Origin of the sequence: Methanosaeta sp. UBA356 (genome assembly GCF_002496465.1) — an archaeon.
Taxonomy (GTDB): domain Archaea; phylum Halobacteriota; class Methanosarcinia; order Methanotrichales; family Methanotrichaceae; genus Methanothrix; species Methanothrix soehngenii.
The window spans coordinates 21,378-39,837 of sequence record NZ_DAKC01000098.1 but is presented as its reverse complement, the minus strand read 5'-3'; the positions used below and the strand labels follow the sequence as shown (position 1 = coordinate 39,837).

General features: G+C 48.9%; 19 protein-coding genes. 4 read left to right on the top strand and 15 right to left on the bottom strand.

Annotation, left to right across the window (positions count from 1 at the left end):
* The coding region (locus BP727_RS09205) for an MFS transporter (RefSeq protein ID WP_286858473.1) at window positions 1-335 on the bottom strand (335 nt) is incomplete at its 3' end.
* Window positions 336-660: 325 nt separating this feature from the next.
* Between BP727_RS09205 and BP727_RS09200 the strand changes: the two genes are divergently transcribed.
* The 3 genes from BP727_RS09200 (at window position 661) to BP727_RS09190 (ending at window position 3,868) form a co-directional block, all read left to right on the top strand.
* Window positions 661-2,052 carry an NAD(P)/FAD-dependent oxidoreductase gene (locus tag BP727_RS09200; RefSeq protein ID WP_013719875.1) on the top strand — a complete coding sequence of 464 codons (1,392 nt, stop codon included), beginning with the start codon at window positions 661-663 and terminating at the stop codon, window positions 2,050-2,052.
* Window positions 2,053-2,196: 144 nt separating this feature from the next.
* Window positions 2,197-3,093 carry a diacylglycerol/polyprenol kinase family protein gene (locus tag BP727_RS09195; protein ID WP_286858471.1) on the top strand — a complete coding sequence of 299 codons (897 nt, stop codon included), beginning with the start codon at window positions 2,197-2,199 and terminating at the stop codon, window positions 3,091-3,093.
* A gap of 40 nt (window positions 3,094-3,133) precedes the next feature.
* A complete protein-coding gene (locus BP727_RS09190; RefSeq protein WP_048132323.1) occupies window positions 3,134-3,868 on the top strand; it encodes a head GIN domain-containing protein in 735 nt (244 codons plus the stop codon).
* A gap of 429 nt (window positions 3,869-4,297) precedes the next feature.
* Here the strand turns inward: BP727_RS09190 and BP727_RS09185 are convergent, their stop codons facing one another.
* The 6 genes from BP727_RS09185 to BP727_RS09160 form a co-directional block, all read right to left on the bottom strand.
* Entirely contained in the window at window positions 4,298-5,308 is a 1,011-nt protein-coding gene (locus tag BP727_RS09185; RefSeq protein ID WP_286858470.1) for a YbgA family protein, read from the bottom strand.
* Window positions 5,309-5,349: 41 nt separating this feature from the next.
* Entirely contained in the window at window positions 5,350-8,346 is a 2,997-nt protein-coding gene (locus BP727_RS09180) for a PAS domain-containing hybrid sensor histidine kinase/response regulator (protein WP_286858468.1), read from the bottom strand.
* Window positions 8,347-8,555: 209 nt separating this feature from the next.
* Entirely contained in the window at window positions 8,556-10,328 is a 1,773-nt protein-coding gene (locus BP727_RS09175) for an SLC13 family permease (RefSeq protein WP_286858466.1), read from the bottom strand.
* 140 nt (window positions 10,329-10,468) lie between these two features.
* A complete protein-coding gene (locus tag BP727_RS09170; protein ID WP_273278347.1) occupies window positions 10,469-12,004 on the bottom strand; it encodes a beta-ribofuranosylaminobenzene 5'-phosphate synthase in 1,536 nt (511 codons plus the stop codon).
* Window positions 12,001-12,648: a coiled-coil protein gene (locus tag BP727_RS09165; protein WP_273271633.1), complete on the bottom strand. Its 648-nt coding sequence runs from the start codon at window positions 12,646-12,648 to the stop codon at window positions 12,001-12,003. The genes BP727_RS09170 and BP727_RS09165 overlap by 4 nt, the downstream gene beginning before the upstream one ends.
* A 179-nt stretch (window positions 12,649-12,827) precedes the next feature.
* On the bottom strand, window positions 12,828-13,967 hold the full coding sequence (locus tag BP727_RS09160; protein WP_273278346.1) for a hypothetical protein: 1,140 nt from the start codon (window positions 13,965-13,967) through the stop codon (window positions 12,828-12,830).
* Window positions 13,968-14,481: 514 nt separating this feature from the next.
* Between BP727_RS09160 and BP727_RS09155 the strand changes: the two genes are divergently transcribed.
* A complete protein-coding gene (locus BP727_RS09155; RefSeq protein ID WP_286858462.1) occupies window positions 14,482-15,486 on the top strand; it encodes a DUF4268 domain-containing protein in 1,005 nt (334 codons plus the stop codon).
* 71 nt (window positions 15,487-15,557) lie between these two features.
* Here the strand turns inward: BP727_RS09155 and BP727_RS09150 are convergent, their stop codons facing one another.
* The 8 genes from BP727_RS09150 to BP727_RS09115 form a co-directional block, all read right to left on the bottom strand.
* Window positions 15,558-15,929: a hypothetical protein gene (locus BP727_RS09150; RefSeq protein ID WP_286858460.1), complete on the bottom strand. Its 372-nt coding sequence runs from the start codon at window positions 15,927-15,929 to the stop codon at window positions 15,558-15,560.
* Window positions 15,922-16,215, bottom strand: coding sequence for a hypothetical protein (locus BP727_RS09145; protein ID WP_286858458.1), 294 nt, complete (start codon window positions 16,213-16,215; stop codon window positions 15,922-15,924). The genes BP727_RS09150 and BP727_RS09145 overlap by 8 nt, the downstream gene beginning before the upstream one ends.
* 170 nt (window positions 16,216-16,385) lie before the next feature.
* Window positions 16,386-16,583 carry a hypothetical protein gene (locus BP727_RS09140; RefSeq protein ID WP_286858456.1) on the bottom strand — a complete coding sequence of 66 codons (198 nt, stop codon included), beginning with the start codon at window positions 16,581-16,583 and terminating at the stop codon, window positions 16,386-16,388.
* Between the two features lie 30 nt (window positions 16,584-16,613).
* Window positions 16,614-16,838: a hypothetical protein gene (locus BP727_RS09135; protein ID WP_286858454.1), complete on the bottom strand. Its 225-nt coding sequence runs from the start codon at window positions 16,836-16,838 to the stop codon at window positions 16,614-16,616.
* Between the two features lie 23 nt (window positions 16,839-16,861).
* Window positions 16,862-17,014 carry a plasmid mobilization protein gene (locus BP727_RS09130; protein WP_286858452.1) on the bottom strand — a complete coding sequence of 51 codons (153 nt, stop codon included), beginning with the start codon at window positions 17,012-17,014 and terminating at the stop codon, window positions 16,862-16,864.
* Between the two features lie 59 nt (window positions 17,015-17,073).
* Window positions 17,074-17,301 carry a hypothetical protein gene (locus BP727_RS09125; protein ID WP_286858450.1) on the bottom strand — a complete coding sequence of 76 codons (228 nt, stop codon included), beginning with the start codon at window positions 17,299-17,301 and terminating at the stop codon, window positions 17,074-17,076.
* 194 nt (window positions 17,302-17,495) lie between these two features.
* Window positions 17,496-18,074, bottom strand: a complete 579-nt coding sequence (locus tag BP727_RS09120; protein ID WP_286858448.1) for a hypothetical protein — start codon at window positions 18,072-18,074, stop codon at window positions 17,496-17,498.
* A 43-nt stretch (window positions 18,075-18,117) separates the two neighbouring features.
* A partial coding sequence (locus BP727_RS09115; RefSeq protein WP_286858446.1) for a hypothetical protein occupies window positions 18,118-18,460 on the bottom strand: 343 nt, incomplete at its 5' end.

Genomic DNA, 18,460 nt, shown 5'->3' with positions numbered 1-18,460 from the left:
ATAAAGAAAGAGGTGAGACGGCCCCGGTTACTCAAGACAGCAATCGAAGCTACCTTGCAGAGTGCACCCGGATGGAAGGTTGCAGCGCCAACAGAGGCGATTGCGACGCAGCCGAGCATGGCCAGGTAGTGGTTCGATAGCAGGCCCAGAACGGCTATCCCGCAGCCAGAGAGGAGGATGGAGACTGCCACACTGACCCGAAACCCTCGCTTGTCTGCGAGACTACCGAAGACCGGCTGGAGCAGCGAGGAGATCAGGCTGTGCATCACCGGGAGGAGCGCGGCCTGGACATAACTGTACCCGAGGGTGGTGATGAGAAGCGGCTGAAGTGCCATCAGCACCGGAGCATAGATATCATTAACGAGGTGCGCAAACGACAGCTGGGCGATCTCCCATAACCGTGATGGGGGTTGTGCCAACTGATCGTGCGACATGGATGTGCTCTCGCTCGTGCTGATGGTCCTTATATACCCTTGTATGAGGCAGGCTCCTCAATGCCCTTATTGTAGACAAAATCAGAAGCGGAAAAGATCTGGGCAAGAAGGACAAGCGATATCTCGATTTCTTTTCTTATTACAATGATCCGAAGGTTAATCGCGCGATCGCTAATATTCGCTCAGACGCAGATATAAATAGCCATAACACTAATATCATTTTTGTATGGTCGATGTGATCATCGTTGGTGCCGGCCCTGCGGGACTGTTCGCCGCTTTAGAGCTTTCCAGGTCAGATGCTAAAGTACTGGTGATAGATCAGGGAAAGGACATCCGGGATCGCAACTGTCCCATGAAGGATAGAGGCCACTGCTTTCACTGTTATCCCTGCCAGATAATGTGCGGGGTGGGAGGAGCAGGCGCATTCTCTGATGGCCTTCTCAACCTCCATCCCACAATTGGAGGTGACCTGGAGAGCCTGGCGAAAAGCGAGGCCTGGAGGCTGATCGATGAGGTCGACTCCGCTTTTCTCAGATATGGTGCGCCAAACATGGTCATTGAATCATCAGAATACGATAAAGAACAGCTCAGGCGAAAGGCGGCTGCTGCCGGAGCCCGTTTTGTGCCCATAAATCAGCGCCATATGGGCAGCGACAGAACGCCCGAGATAATAGCCGCGTTCAAGATGGATCTGGAGCGGAGGGGAGTTGTGTTCCGGCTGAACTGCCGGGCGGAGGATCTGATTGTTGAGGGCGAGAGGTGCACAGGAATCCGGCTGGCCGATGGCACAGAGGAGAAGGCCTCCCGGATCCTGCTGGCTCCAGGCAGGATAGGAGCACAATGGATCAGCATTCTCCTGGACAGGTACGCTATCAAGGCCAGGTACGGGCCCCTGGATGTAGGTGTCAGGATAGAGGTGCCCTCGATCATAATGGATCCCATCACCCGGATAAACAGGGACCCTAAGTTTCACATAGTCACTCGCAGGTACGACGACTTCGTCCGGACCTTCTGCACCAATCCGGGTGGTTTTGTGGTCAAAGAGGAGTACCCTGATTTCATCGCCACCAATGGCCACTCCATGATAGTAGAGAAGTCTGAGAACACCAACTTCGCCTTCCTGGTTCGGCTGGAGCTTACCCGGCCGGTGGAGAACACCACCGCTTATGGCATGTCCATAGCAAAGCTGGTCACAACCATTGGAGGGCATAAGCCGGTCATCCAGAGGCTCGGTGATCTGCACAGGGGCCGCAGGTCAACTGAGGAGAGAATAGCCCGGAACACTGTGGAGAATACCCTCAAGGATGTGACCCCGGGGGATATTTCCATGGCCCTGCCTCACCGGATAGTGATGGACATCATCGAGGGCCTGGAGATCCTAAACCAGATCATCCCCGGAGTTAATGCCGACTCCACCCTAGTATATGCTCCCGAGATCAAGTTCTATGCCCGGAAGATCGAGGTGGATGGCAGCTTCCAGAGCTCTCTGAAAGGGCTATATGTGGCAGGAGACGGCGCGGGCCTGTCTAGGGGGATAGTGAGCGCAGCGGCAACGGGAATTCTGGCTGGAAGGGGAATACTGTCGGACCTAAACGGGGATCGAATTGAACCGGCATAGCTCTTTGATACTGATTTATCCTGATTCACTCTGATTTAATAATCCCTTATCAGGCGGCAATGAAGCACACCATTCTTTTATATACCTCCGGGTCAATTGCCCGATATCGATCCGCTGAATGGTTGCTATCGATCAGGAGAGCCCTTGTCCCATTCCAATCCAACCTCGACCGAGCGCTTCAAGCTCCTCCTCGTCAGCATCATCGCTGCAATGTTGATAGCCACTGCCATGGAGGTCTTCATAGGTGTAGGGGGAAGCACCCGGATTGAGATACTCAGTGGCTGGTTCTCGATCCTGTTTCCCCTCCTGGGAAATCTGATATTTCCCGTATTGTATTTCGTGGGACTTATCTTCGGCAGCTACCAGGTATCAGGGAAAGAGATGTGGTGGCTGGACCTGGGGCTGGTTGTTGCCATCGCCGGCCTGGGATATGCCGTTGCCGAGGCAATAGTCTTCCGGGAGAGGAAGGCAAAAAACAGAGATGATGAGCGGGCGAGAAAAGCTCTGCATATTGCTTCCAACCTGGCTACATGCCTTTTGATCTGGATTTTTGGCATCCGGACGACATCGATCTTTGTCCTCTTATTGACATGCACAGAGATCCTGCTCATTCATCTGATCGCATCCGGGATTAAGGTACCAGGGATGAAGGAATGGGTGGAAAACGTGGGCCGGGAAGGGGAGATTCTGGGTGAGGGAGCGCTTTACAATGCCCTTGGAGTCCTCTTTGCCCTGGGCCTTTTGAGGGACCATCCAGCGGCAGCGATCGCTGTTATCATCATACTGGCTATGGGCGACGGCCTTGCCACATTTATGGGAAGCAGCTATGGCAGACATAAGCTGCCCTGGAATGAGAGCAAGACCTTTGAGGGAACTGTTGGCTTTGCCGCAGGGGCTATGGGTGCATTTATGGTGCTGCCGACTGTAGGGACCCTGGCCATTGTGCTCCTGTCCAGCATCATTGAATCGCTCCCTTTGAAGGTCAACGATAACATCGTCCTTCCAGTAGCAGCTTCTCTAATGTATTATTTAGTGCTCTAAACAAAGAATAAACGCATATGCGTCTGCATCAGGTGAAATAATGAAACCATTGATCGAGCAGATCATCCTCATAAGCGCAATAAGCATAGTCCTTTTGGTTTTTATCAGCGGCTGCATTATGCCCGGCTGCATTCAGGGATCTGGAAGTTATGCTTTTGAGAACAGGACGGTTGACGACTTCAGCAGCATCGACCTGGCGGGAATCGGTGATGTCTATCTCGTCCAGGAGGAGAAGCATTTGAGAATTGAGGCAGAGGATAATATCATTCAATATATGAAAACCGATGTTTCTGGCGGAAAGCTCACCATATATCAAAGGGCGGACTGCATAAATCCCCATGAGCCCATCAAGATCTTCGCCTCCACCCCAGTGCTGGAGAGCATAAGCATCAGCGGCTCTGGGAGGATCATCAGCCGGTCCCCTATAGAATCTGATGCTCTCAGCCTTGGCATGAGCGGCTCGGGAAGCATGGAACTGAACATCCTCTGCCAGGATCTTCGGGCGACAATATCGGGCTCGGGCGATGCCCTCTTGAAGGGCGTGACAAAAGACAGCGATATTATGATCAGCGGCTCGGGGACGATGCACGGCTATGATCTTATGACAGACCGGTCTGATGTAACCATCAGCGGCTCTGGAATGGCTCAGGTAAACGCCATGGATGAGCTGAATGCCCTGATAAGCGGCAGCGGAAGCGTTTACTATAAGGGCAATCCCAGGAATGTCAGCCAGATGGTCAGCGGCTCTGGAAAGGTGATCGTCTCTGAAGGGTGATCGTTCGGAAGAGCGATATCTCCGGAAGATGGGATGATGATGGGATGGGAATGATGAAAGGGAATAGCAATGAGAGCTAATAAAGTTGGATGGCTCCTCGCTATTTGGTGTGGGTTCGTGCGCTATTCACAGGAATTCGACATTTTTTCATGATCCTCTGTGCGCTCTGTGACTCTGAGGTTTTTTTCCGTAACTACCATGTGTTTGAATATTCAGCTACGAATATTAACCGCAGAGTTCGCAGAGACGTGAAAATTTGCCTTATTACCAGCACTTGAAAAAATAGCATATTTCTGAGCGAATAGTCGTCTCCGTTCGTTCGTCCTCCGTGCGCTCTGCGCCTCTGCGGTTTTATTCCGTATTCCGTAAACCACCAGTGTTAATTATCCCGCTACCCACTCGATACAGCGAAGAGCCAGTTGGATCAATTTAATCAGCTCTGCCCGCTTTTCTCCCTTCAAATAGATCTGCTCCCGCCCATTCGCATTGAGTGTCCCGGCAGAGCTCTATCAGTTTCTCTGGAAAGGGCTCGAAAAAGGTCTGCTCCTTCAAATACTCCTCATCGAAGCGGGCAATCCAGCTCTGCAGGATGGAGAGCGGTGCGCTGAACGGAAGCTTCTTCTGCTTGTACTTCTCAATGCTCTGCAGAAAGAAGGCTTTCTCGGCAGAGGATAGCTCATGGGAGAAGTATCCCAGGGAGTGCATGAGCACATTGGCTTTGGAAGTGTACCTGGGAGGCCTCATCAATGCCATTGCCAGATGCTCATGGTACTCTCCCAGGAGCTTTGAAATATCCTTTCCCTCCCGGTTGGCCACTATATTTCCCAGGACCTTCGCCTCCTTCTGGCTGTGTGCTGCCAGCAACAGCTTGTTGGTGGAATGAAAGCGAATGAGCTTTGCCATATTGACCTCTCTTTCCACCTCTCTGTAGGCGGCCAAGGTGAAGATCCTGGTCAGAAAATGCTCTCTGAGATTGTTGTTTCTCAGCCTTCCCTCATCCTCAATGGCCAGATCTGGAAAACTCTTGACCACAGCTCCTCCGAAAAAGCCAGCTGCTTTGGTTGCAGTGCTTGGACCGTCCGGGCTGGAGTAAACCTTGATATCCTTCATGCCGCAGGATGGCGAGCGGAACTTCAGAATGAATCCATCAATTCCAGATAGCGAACAAAGGAAGCTCCTGGAGAACGATACCATCCTATCGGTCACATCCAGACCGGTGGCCGGTTGGATGAGCCTGAGCTCTCCCTTAACAGACACAATCCGAATAGAGCTTCTGGGAACTCCAAGGCCTATCTCCATTTCCGCGCATACCGGGATGAAGTGGGCATGAGGCTTGAGAGCTGCTACAAAATCGCTCGTTATCATGCTCCCGTCATAGCGGCAGTGATCAAACTCTATGCATCTGCTTATAACTATATTCGGCCAGGGAAAGCAATTCATTTAAAATTGACTTATGAGCTGATTGCTATTAATCATTATCATCACACCGACGTCGAATCTCTCTGATATTTCTCCAGCTCCCGAGCCAGATCCTCTTTTCGAAGTGGTTTGCTGATATATCCGTCCATTCCTGCTTCAAGGCATTTTTCCATGTCACCAGGCAGGGCATAGGCGGTGAGAGCTATGATCTTCAGTTGGCTCTTAGGCCAGCGCTGGCGGATGATACGCGTAGCCTCCAGACCGTCCATCTCCGGCATCCTCCAGTCCATAAGTACTACATCGAAATCGTGCTGCTCCAAAGCCAAAAGGACCTCTGATCCGTTACATGCTGTATCCGCCCTATATCCCAGTCTTTTCAGCATCTTCTGGGCCACCCACTGGCTTGGCATATCATCCTCGGCCAGGAGTATTCTCAGAGGGCTGATCTGAGGTTTTTCTTTTTTGACAGGTTCTTTTCTTATCTCTTTTTCAGAGCTGTTGGGAAGGATGTCAGACAATGCTCTATGCAGCTGAGTTGGTTTGAGTGGTTTGGTCAGATGAGAATAACCGTCAGGCACCTGCTTTCCCAGGGTGGTAAGCAGGAGCAGAGGCATGGTCCTCATGCATCTTTGGATCTCCTCGGCCAGTTCCAGGCCGCTATTGTCCAAAAGATCCGTGTCCAGTATAGCGATATCAACACCGCCCCGCTGAATGCACTGGATTGCCTCCCAAGCAGATGAGGTAGTAAGCGGAATCATGCCCCAATCACAGATCTGTTTGCACAGGATACGCCGGGTGGTCTCGTTATCCACGATTATCACAACCCTTCTGCCTATCATCTGGGATGTTGCTGCCGGCGAATCGAACTTTAGTTTCACTGCAGGCGCTCTGATGGTGAAATGGAAACTGGAGCCTGTACCCTCACTGGACTCCGCCCAGATTCTTCCCTTCATCATCTCCACCAGCCTCTTGGATATCGCCAGTCCCAGGCCCGTCCCTCCATACAGCCTGGAGGTCGACGGCTCCATCTGGCTGAAAGGAAGGAATAGAAGCTTCATGCGATTCTGTGGAATGCCTATCCCCGTGTCCCGAACCTCGAATTGAATCACATTATCGCCATCGACCTCCTGAGCTGAGACTGTGACCACGACCTCGCCCTTATCCGTGAACTTGACTGCATTGGAGAGCAGGTTTCCCAGCACCTGTTTGAGCTTGGAAGGGTCGCCTACGATCATTTCAGGAACGCTTTTGTCGATTGAATAAGCCAGGTTTAGGCCTTTATTAGCGGCATTGATCCCCACCAGATCCAGGGAATCTTCAACACACTGAGCAATAGCGAACTGACACTCCTCCAGAACGGTCTTATTGTTTTCCATCTTGGAGAAGTCGAGGATATCATTGATCACTGTTAAGAGGGCGTCGCCGTTGGTCTCAATTACCTCGATGCAGTCTCTTTGTTCTGGCGTCAGCGGCTCCTCCAAAAGGAGGCTGGTCATTCCTATTATGGCGTTCATGGGGGTTCTGATCTCATGGGACATGTTGGCTAAGAAATCCGATTTGACTCTGGCTGCCTCTTCTGCCTCCCTCTTTGCTTTTTTCAGTGCCTCCTCTATATGCTTTCTTTCGGTCAAATCCACAGCCACCCCCACCAGACCGATGAGCTCTCCCCGGCCATCTCTTATGCTGCTAAAGCACTGATGGAAGGGCACAGTGCTGCCATCCTTCTTCTTGAAGTAGAACTCTCCATCCCAGTTGCCTCTGTCTTTGATAAGGTCTGAGATCACCCTGTTCATCTTGTCAAGTCCCCATTCCGGCACTACGGTCTCAGCGATATTCTTGCCCATAGCCTCCTCCGACTTCCAGCCCAGGAGGGTCTCTGCAGACTTATTCCAGTAGATTATATTCCCTTCCAGGTCTGTTGCGATCACAGTGTTATGGACCTGCTCTAAAAGATCGGCTTGGAAGCGTATCCTCTCTTGGGCCTTCTTTATATCGGTGATATCTCTTATTATGCCCACAATAAGCCATTTTCCATCGGAATCAATGATGGGTATCCTCTTGATGAGAACAGTGGCTGGAGCACCTGGAGAATAGGAATGGATTTCCTCAACTACAGTCTCCCTGCGGCTGTTAAAGACCTCTTCGTTTCTCTGCCAGTGGTCGTCTGCCATCTCCCTGGAGAAGCAGAAATCGTGCACCTCCTCGCCTAAGAGATCCTCTTTAGGGAGGCTCATGAGCCTGCAAAAAGCGGCATTGACGAGCACCAGACGATGTTCTCTGTTTATGACAAATATCGGATCGCTGATAGAGTTGATTATCATATCCAGATAGTCTCTTGATCTCTCGAGAGCTGAGTTTGCTAGCTCGAGCTCCTTCGTCCTCCAGGCGACTCTTTCCTCCAGCTCCATCTTCGATCTGCGAAGCTCATCGTCGTTAAGCTTATGATCGGTTATATCCTTGATAACGGCAAAATATGCTATGGTAGAGCCGGATTCGTCAAGCTGGGGTATCAGGGTTATGTCCTGATACTTCAGACGATCTCCTGAGGGGAAGGTTATGCAGGAGATCACCTCCTCACCTGAGAGGACCCGCTGGATGAGAGGAAGATATGTCTGGTATATCTCCTCGGGCAGGATATCGGAGATATGCCGGCCCACCATCTCTGAGCTATCAAGGCCCAACCAGTTGGCGTAGGATTGGTTGACGAAAAGGTAGCGCTGATCCGAGCTGATGTGCACGAGCATAAATGGCAAGGGACGATTGTCGCTGGCAGGAGCCATGGTATTCTCTTCAGGGTCCTGTTCTGCAGATTGAAAGGATTTGGGCTTTTCATCTTTTAGATGGGGCTGCAATCCCAGGGGGGATTCATTATTCTGGGCATTTGCTGAATCATTGGCAAGCAGTGAATCAAAGACCGCCTTTGCCTGTCTCAAGGGATCGTACAGAATCTCTTCTGAATTGCTTTTATCGCTAAAATCCCATTTTTTAAGGTCATTAAGCCTATCCTGGATATCGGATATCAAGCTTAATACCTCGTTGCTGGCAATTCTGCAGTTCATAAACAGGCACCTATCCGGAGACACATTATTCAAACCGTTTGAATATAAGATATTTTCGATCGCATAATCAAATACTAAATAAATTTTTAATTGCTTCAGGATACTCCGAATACAGGTCAGATATTTTCTAGCTAATAAATCTCTGTCTTGAGCCAGAAGTTCCTGTCGACCTGTTCTTAGACTGCGCCGGATACTGGATACCGTTCTTATTAGAACAACGGCCAGAACCATAATATCAAGGGAATTGCCACCGCGGTGACGATAATAGATAGCGGCAGGCCCATATGCCAGTAGTCGCCGAACTTATAGCCCCCTGGCCCCATCACTAGAGTGTTGGACTGGTGGCCTATCGGGGTCAGGAAAGCGCATGAAGCGCCAATGGCTATCGTCATCAAAAAAGGATCGGGAGACGCACCGATGACCAGGGCCGTGTCATAGGCGATTGGAGCCATGAGGACGGCTGCCGCTGCATTGTTCACCACATTTGTGAGGACCATTGTCCAGACCAGCAGGACAGTCAAAATGACCGCTGCGGGAAACTGGCCAAAGACCTGCAGCAGGTTCCCGGCAAGCAGCTCCGCTCCTCCGCTGCTCTCCAGAGCCTGGCTGACGGGAATCATTGCTCCCAGGAGAATGATGATCGACCAGTCTATGCTCTCATAAGCCTCCTGCAAAGTCAGGATTCCAATCAGGACCATGACCATTGCCGCGCCGACAAAAGCAACCTCCACGGGAAGCAGGCCCAAAGCTGAGCCGATGATGGCAAGAGCAAAGATGACCAAAGGCAGAATCATATTTTTTGCCTGGCCCAGCTTTAGGCTGCGCTCTGCCAGCGGCAGGCAACCCAACAGTTCCACAATTCCAGGCAGGGAATCCGCTGAGCCCTGCAGGAGCAGAACATCCCCTGGATGAAAAATGATCTGGCTCAGGCGCTTCAGGCTTTTGGAGTCGTGGCCGGCCACAGCGATCAGATTGACACCATAGTGCCGACGCATGCAGATGCTGTTTGCGGATTTTCCTGCCAGAAGGGAGCTGTTCATCACCACTACCTCCATCAAGCCGATCCTCTCTGACTGAATCGCTCCTGCCTCCTTTGAGCCCACCAGCTCAAGATTGGCGGATTTGAGCAATTTGTCCAGGGCATCGACGTTGGTCTTGATGATCAGAATGTCATCCGGCAAGAGAGCCTCACTACCATTCAAATCCGGCAAGCATTGCTGTTCTCTCCATAGTCCCAGGAGCTGGATATCAGATCCTGCTGCAGACAAAAGCTCATGGATGCTCTTGCCCGATGTCATCGAAGTCTGGGGGATTCTCACCTCGGTATAGTAGTTTTCAACCTCAAATTCCTCTTCCCCGGAGGCCTGCCCCTGGCGTATGGGGGTTAGCCTCCATCCTATCAATGAAATGAAGACCAGGCCGACGAATGCTACTCCCAGGCCGACGGGCGTAAAATCGAACATAGTGAATGGCTGTCCAAGATTATCTGCCCTGAAAGTGGAGATGATGATGTTAGGAGGAGTTCCAATGAGGGTGATCAGGCCGCCCAGAAGCGAGCCGAAGGCCAGGGTCATAAGGTAGAGGGATGGCGAGCTGCCGCCGGAGCGAGAGATGCGGATGCTTAAAGGCATAAGAAGGGCCAGGGCACCCACGTTGTTCATGAATCCTGAGAGGAGGGCCACCAGACCGGTCAGGGAGAGAGCCTGACTATTGACTGAGCGGTTCGACTTCGAGATATGCCGGAAGATGAATTCAATTAAGTCGGATTCCAGAAAACAACGGCTGATTATAAGCACAGCCGCTACGGTAATAACGGCAGGATGAGCAAAACCGGAAAACGCCTGGCTCCAGGGCACGACGCCTGCAATGACCGATGTGAGCAGTGCCATCATGGCAACCAGGTCGTAGCGCCATCGCCCCCAGATGAAAAAGGCAAAAGCAATGGATATGATAATAAAAATTGCGGCCTGATCTGAATCCATTGTTCGTTATTAGCACGCAGAAGGATTTATTTTTTTTGTTTAGTCAGATTTTTTTAGAGGGCCCAAGAATGGCAGATAGATATCATAGACGGAACCATCTGAGCCGGATGGGCTCAGGCGGAGATCAGTCGTGAATAGAATCATTGGAGCGCCCTGATCCGAGCCCCTTCATTTCGGGCTCTTGTGATCATGACCTCTCCTCCCACAGATCTCATTACATCATGAGCTGCGGACTCGATGTCTCTTGTCTGGGTATCGGTGATGGCATAAACCGTCGGCCCAAAGGAGCTGAGGCCGGCGCAAGCAGATCCCGCTGCTCTCATCTCTTCCATCAGGCTGCGCACCAGGGGATGCTGGAGCATTATCTCGATCCTCTTGAATCCGATCTCTTGAATCCGGTTTATCGCCGCTCCAAACTCATCCAGATCCTCTTCCACCACAGAAGGCAGTATCCTCACAAGGATCTGGTAGCAGAGCTCATGAACTTCGGCTGGAGGCAATGGGCAGTACTTTTTGAAGATATCCGCCTCCTGCTGGCCATGAGCGCCCCTGGGAACCTCGGGTATTGCGAGCAGTATATTCCAGTCCTGGGGAAAATCGTGGCGAGCTGTCGCTCTCGCCGGGCGAATGCCTGATGAGACAGACGAAGGCCTGAAATCCGTCTTCTCTCTGCCCGGTCCAAAGGTGTGCCCTCCATCGATTATAAAGCCGCCCATATCGAAGGCCGCTGTCCCGATCCCGCTTGTTCCGCCGCGGTTGATGGTCCTGGCGATCTCCCGCACGCCAACCTCCTTATGATAAAGCTCGCAGATCGCTTTTCCTGCTGCAATGCCAAGCTGCGTTCCCCTGCCCAGGCCCACATGCATTTTATAATTCTCTCTCAAGGTCAGCCGCGCTCCTCCCAGGCCAAAGCGTTCCATTACTGCCTGGGCGGCAGCCTTAGCCCGGTCGGCATTTTCTCCCGTGACCAGGAGTTCATTGCTTCTCTCCGCTTCAAGCAGGATCCCTGGCTCGTCCAGTGTGATTCCTGCTCCACCATCCACGCGGCCGGATGTGCCAGTCAGATCGGTCAGAGTCAAATGGATCCTGGCTGGAGTCTCTATCACCACTCTATTGGCATCCTGAAAACTGTTGTAGGGGAACGTCTCCTCAATAGCTATCAGCGGTTCTCCTTGCCGGATGATTTTATAATTGCGCTGGAGCACTAGCTCCTTTGGAAAGATGTTGAAGATCTGGCCCAGCTTCCTGTCGGCCTGCAGGAATCCTGCACTGTTAATTTCTCGTCTGGACTCGATTTTGTGCTTTTTCAGGATGACTCCAATTGGAATATCTGCTCGGGTTAGGTCGTCCCGAAAGCTATCCTCCAGCCTTTTTAGAGGCGTGTGAGATACAGCATAAATGAGAGTTTCGCCTGTCCCTGCCTTCTTCAGCTTCACCACCCGATAGTTGACATCTTCTCCGGGATTCAGGTTCAGCTCTTTTGCCACCGCTTGGTCTGCAGGGATGATCTCTTGTGCTAACGTTTCGATCTCGATGGGACTTCCGGTGAGAATCTCCAGAAGGCTGGTCACGGACCCATCGGTCCCTAAAAGCATCTTCTGCACAGGACTTAGCCTGCCTACAATGCTCTCCAGCTCAGAGATCCTTTGAATAGGACATTTGTGAGGACTCTTCATTGCAGAGCCTTCAAGAACTCCCTTTGAGCGGCATCGGCTTCGGCCCGAGTCTGATCGGCCTCTTTGAAGTTGCTGATCATCTGATCGTGGCATTCCTGGGCCATTTCAGCGAAGTTGATCACTTTATCGTGGTAGCTGGATGCCTGGTCTCTCAAGGATTGCGCTTCATCCAGCAGCTTTTTCATCTCCTCTGTCTTCTCAAGCTCCTCTTTTCTTCCATTGAACTCCGCCTGCAGGGCAGCAATTTTGTTGACCAGTTGCTTCTCTTTGTCCGGGCTTAAGACCTCAGTCTGTTGCCGGAACTCCAGATAATCTATCTCCCGGCGCAGGTCGGTTATGGACCGCTCACCGGCGCGGTGGTTGCTGTGCTGTTTTCGGATTGAGTCGATCTTTTGATAGAGCTGGCTGACCAACTCATTGCACTCATCCCGCTTCCTTTTGGACTGTGCCACATTCTTATTGCATTCGTCCCGCAGCTTCTTGAAATCCTGTGCCGTATCGATCAGCTGTTCAGTGGCCTGGTTGAGCTCATTTCGCCTGGCGGCCCACTTGCTAGCCTCAGCGTTTTGCTCCCTCGGTCCATCCTTGAGGCCAAGGGACTTCTGTCCGAGTTCGCCTCTCTTATCATCCAGTTCTCTCAGCATTCCCCACATGCCTCCTATTTAAGCCCGCGATCGGGACTGGGTCCTACCGAAATCAAAAACCCGGGAATACATCCTGGGCGGCCAAGACTAATGAAGTACGCCGGAAGATTTATAGTTTCTGTCAATGCCTCCTTTACATGGAATAATATGCAGTGGCAAAAAAAAGATATAAGGATTGTCTAAATCTGAGTCTGAGCCTCCGCAGAATTCCCTAATAAACCACCGCTGCTAGAGTCTCTTAATCCTGTGCAAAAGCACTGACCATTTACCCAATTGCAATAGGGGTTCTGCTGACAGATCGTAGCCTCATCGGGTTCGGGAGAGGGTTCAGGTATGGGGTTTAAGCCGCGGCAGAGACACTGGCCGTTCACCCAATCGCAGTAGGGTTTCTGCTCGCACTTCTCCTTTTCCGGATCAACGGGATCCGGCATAGTGCAAAGGCACTGGCCGTTCACCCAATCACAGTAGGATTTCTGCTCACACTTCTCCTTTTCCGGATCAACAGGATCTGGCATAGTGCAGAGACACTGGCCGTTCACCCAATCACAGTAGGATTTCTGCTCGCACTTCTCCTTTTCCGGATCAACAGGATCTGGCATAGTGCAAAGGCACTGGCCATTCACCCAATGGCAGTAGGAGTTCTTCTCGCATTCCTTCTTAGGGTCGGTGGGGGTTACCTTCTGATGGTAAATGCCATACACGTCGATGGTCACAGCATTGCTAACACTGTTGCTTAATGCGAATAAGCTTAGATGCCTGCCCGGAGTGTCCGCATAATACCAGATATAGTAGTATCCCGGCGGGACTGATCCCAGGTCGTGCTTCATTACATATCCGCTGGGATAAATCTCAAATATGGAGATCGGAGAAGCTGTCGGCACATAGAGAAGCTCCCGTGCCCAGCTGCCCAGAGGCATAGTGGCGTACCAAGACCAGCTCACCGATCTTTCAATCCATAGGCCGGGAGAGGCGCGGGGATATTGAACTTCAAATCCGTTCCATCCCAAATAGCTCCCTTTGAAGAAGACGTGCGTGGATTGGCTGGCTTCGGCATCAAAGGGCAGGAGCGTCAACAGCTCAGTGTTTGTCGGTGTCTGTGTGGTAGAGAAGGCTTGCTCAGTTCCTGCTGCGGTGGCAGTCATTTGTGGTATCTCTGCACCGGCAAGAGCGCCGGCGCCAGCCTCAATTCCCTGCAAGGCGGAGCTGGAAGTGCTAAGGCTCTCTGCTTTTTCGCTTCCGGATAGATCATATCCACCTAAGGCTATGCCTGCGAAGGAGATGAAGGCTATCAGAGTCCAGATAACGGCTTGATTTATCACGATTTAAACCTCTCATTCAATTCTTAGTCATATTCGAGTATCACATCTGTTCAAACCGGGGGCTGAAGACATGCAGGTTTTTGTGGATAGGGCTAGAATCTGCAAAGTTCAGTCCTAGCAATATAAAATAAACAATCCGAATTTCGTCTATTTAATCTTTATTCCTGCAAAATGTTTGCATACCAAATTATAAGTTTTATGCTAATTATAGTCCTTATCCTGAAATGACCTGTTTTTATAATAAAATATGCGGGGAAAGGGATTCGAACCCTTGAACTCCTGCGAGAATAGATCTTGAGTATAACAACTACATATTATTAGTCTATTCTGCCCCAATTCAGTCTTTTAAGCGCGATTTTGTGATTGGCCTCAATTTGCTTGTCCATTAATTAGTTGTGCCAAGTATTTAAACTTTTAGGCTGGTTATATACGTTATAGTTAGTTTAAGACTTGATTAATGCAAAATATATGTCCTTTAACTTAAAATTAACAGTTTATATAATAATAGTTTGAAATGAAAAGACTGAAATCCTATGATCGCCTCCTGCAAAACCTAGCTCAAATAACGGGAGGGATTTTAGTACCAATAGGGAAGCTGCAAAGACCGTCGCTGCGTGAAGTCTGGGAAGATGAAGCTCAAAATTTCACTCCGTGGCTCAGAGATAACATCGAAGTCCTGAATGAAGTGCTAGAACATGAGGAGATCGAATTATATCTATCTGATGCAAAAATTGAGCAGGAAGCAGGCGATTTTTCAGTAGACATGATTGCAAAGGCGGATTCTGGGGACCTCGTGGTTATCGAAAATCAACTTGAACCGAGTGATCATGACCATCTAGGAAAGCTAATCACATACTTAACGGCTTTTAGTGCAAAAAGCGCTATCTGGATAAACGCTTATCCCAGACCTGAACACATTAATGCAATCAATTGGCTCAATGAATCGACAGATGCAGCATTTTATTTATTAAAATTAGAAGCCATACAAATTGATGAATCAAACCATGCACCTTTATTGACCCTGATAGTTGGGAAAAATCCAGAACAGATTAAAAAAGAGCCAGAAGACCCAGATGGGCGCGATAATATTCGATACAAATTCTGGGAAGAATTACTCAATTTAGCAAAAAGCAAAACAGATCTTTATGCAAATATTTCTCCACAAAAAAGCAGTTATATATCTACTGGTGCGGGGAAAGCTGGATTATATTATCAATATGATATTCTTATGCACGAAGCCAAAGTAGAGCTTTACATTGACAGCCGCAATAAAAGAAGAAATAAAAGGATATTTGACACTTTTCGCGAAAATGAAGCAAGCATAAATGCTGGCTTCGGCGAAGGACTTGAATGGCAACGCCTTGACAATAAAAGAGCATGCAGGATAATGAAGACATTGAATATTGGAGGTTATCGCGACGAAAATACCAAGTGGTCCGAGATTCAGAATGCTATGATCGATACCATGATTCGCCTGGATATCGCATTAAAGCCGCATATCGATGAGCTGAAAATATAAAGTGCTTGATATCCCCGTTCTCCAGGAATCGGCCCATGCGCCTTTTCGCGGATATAAGTTCCTTATGGATGTCAGAAGGCGCCATTATCGATCCCCATATCGGGTTCGGGGTCGGATTTTCTTTGCCTCTTAGTGCCGCCAATCCCGCTGTCGATAACAGCCCGCATCTTCTTCCCGGCTACCAACTTCCGGCTGGGGGGCACAGTCAGCCTAGCAATTTCACTATCCACTCCCCTCATAACATCAAGGGCCATTTCAAAACTATCATTGCCCATCATGTCCCGAACCTCCTCGGTATCGAAACCAGCCGCATGCAATTCCCGGTATTCCGAAAGCAACCCCAGGTCGTTATCGCTTAGATTGTTAATTATTAATTGTAAAGGATCAGCCCCGAATGGTATTGCGGACTCCAGTACTTCAATTCGCTTCTCCAGACTACTCAAGCTGCTCAATTTTACCACCATTAATCATTATTTTCTGTTTCTCATTCTCAATTATTTTCATTTGCTCTATTGCATCAAGCCGTTTCTTGATCGCGGCTATCTCTTCCTCTTCCAAAGAAAGCTTGTGCACATTGACCCAAGAATTCACCAGCGACGCGAATCGTCCAGCATGTAAAAGTGGATCCTCACACATCAGAATCTTGTTGAGCATCCTGGTCAGTGCCTTTTCCATGTCTTCAGGTGTTGATATTTTCAGCCAGCCCGACCCCATTTTCTTAGTAGCCATTTAGCCCTCACCATATTGATTTTTCAAAAAATAAGGGGCCTAAGCCCCACTCTTCGGCGCATGATTCCCCAATGCCTTGCAGATGAGCGCCTTATCATCATCCGTGAGATCAATGACGCCTTGCTGCGCTGCCATCAATAACGCCACAGCCCGCAACAGTCCCATCTTATCTAGCATGATTGGGCCCTCACAGGTTCAATCCCGGAAATTCTTGCAATGCTTATGATGCGGTTGCTTCCATTCTTCCGTTCGATAGTGATCCAAAAGGGGGTGACCTCGATCAGCTTCCCGTACAATGGGGCGTCACGTTCCCGGATATCGATTCTCAGTATTTTTCCAATAAGCGTATTTAATTCATTATCAATCATATTAATTCACATCTGGTTATTAAAATAATATTATGGTTTGGTAGTATCTTCTGCTTCTTCTGATTCCGCAATCTGATTTAGGATGGCCGTGCACTCCCCAAACAAATTGACTTCCTGTTGTATGCAGCTCTGCCACATATACATAAGTTCTATTATTTTCTCTTTGTCAAAACGTCCGCTTTCAATGGTTCTTTTTAAAGCTTTTAGCGCCTTTTCGCGTGCTTTAAATTCATTATTGTGGTTAAAAAACTTCATATTTTGTGCCTCAAACGTATTTTTCAATCTCTATATTCAATTTCCAGCCAATTTTCAAGCAGTATTCTTAAAAAAGTTGATACTGATAGCCCGCTCTTTTGGGCATGCTCCTGAATGTTCGCTTTGACATCCGGTGTTACCCAAAATCCAATCAATTCAGAATTTCTTCCAGACATTTATAATCAAATTAGTGCGAAAAAAAGATTTTTACGAATCATTATGATTTATAAAACTATCACTTTTCTGATATCTTGCTTGAAATCATTAGACTATATCCGGCTGCTTTGATCTTGTCACTATTTTCTTTGCTGTTCAAGAATGAGGCCCCAAATTCTTCATTATCATCAAAGGTTATGGGCCCAAATTCAATGCCTTCGAGTGTTTCCAGGAACGCACGATATTCTTGGTCTTGCTCATTAAAGCAAATAACTAGTCGATCACCTGAAACTTCTGCATCGATCATGTCTTCATATAAATTTTGTGACATATCGATAGGCCAACAATGACTAGTATTTATAGTTTCTCCTTCGCATCTGGTCGGGCTTCGTGGCCTACGGCGTCCCCCTTCACAAGTGAAGGGACGCCTTCGGCCCCTTCGCCCTTCCCCCTCTTGTGTTTGCGAAAAAAATATTATGAACGGTGAAAATGTTTCCCCATCTATTTCTTATCCTCATACTTGCCAAATATCTCACATAACTCCGGGCTGGCCTTCGATGCAAAAACTACCCGATACTGTCCATCTTCGTAGTAAATGCCGTGCCGATTCATCCACCTAGTGACGTGAATAGGGGCCACCATAGCAGCATCAGATATAAGCCATCTTTCCATTCTACTAATATCCCGCACCGTCTTTAATATGCGTTCATCGCGGTCTGCCTCTTCTTTTAATCTCCACTGCTCTTCCATATCCCTTCTAACACTTCGTTGCCTGCTTCTCCATGCAGTCAAATCTTTGGGCAAAGTCTTCTCTCGCCGTATTGTTTCCTTAGAAGTAATCAACTCATATTCTTTATACGGTTCCGACTTATCACATTTTTTGGCAATATCTTTAGTGGTGCAATGCGGAACCCTAGTACCATAATTGAGCTTATTAATACCGAAACCGCCAGTACCGTGCCAATGAAACTGTCCACAAACCGGACATATAATTACTACATGTTTCATGTCCACTGCGACTACCTGCACTTTTAATATTCGAGAGTCTTCCTCAGTACACTCATTGAAATTTTCTTTCATAATTTAACCACCATTTCAAAAATATTATAATTATATATTGCACTCATGAACTTTGCACGCGTTTTTCATATTTTTCTTCAATCCGCTTCCATTCTCTAGAACATTCTTCTATCGCTGTCCATTCAAAGTCAACGCGCTTGCTGTCAAAAAAGAATACATCATAACCTGATTTGGTTGTAAACGGATCACAGGTCTGCGATATAGATCCTGTGTCCTGAAAATGATGCCAGAACTTGCCAGGTAGCTGATCATGATCCTTAAGTACCACAGTATCAATGATGCCATTGAACATCTGATGACATTGCTGATAAGGCGTGTATTTGACTTCTTTTTCCATCTTAATTTTATAGCTCTTATAAAAAAGCCCCTCAAGCCCACAATCATTA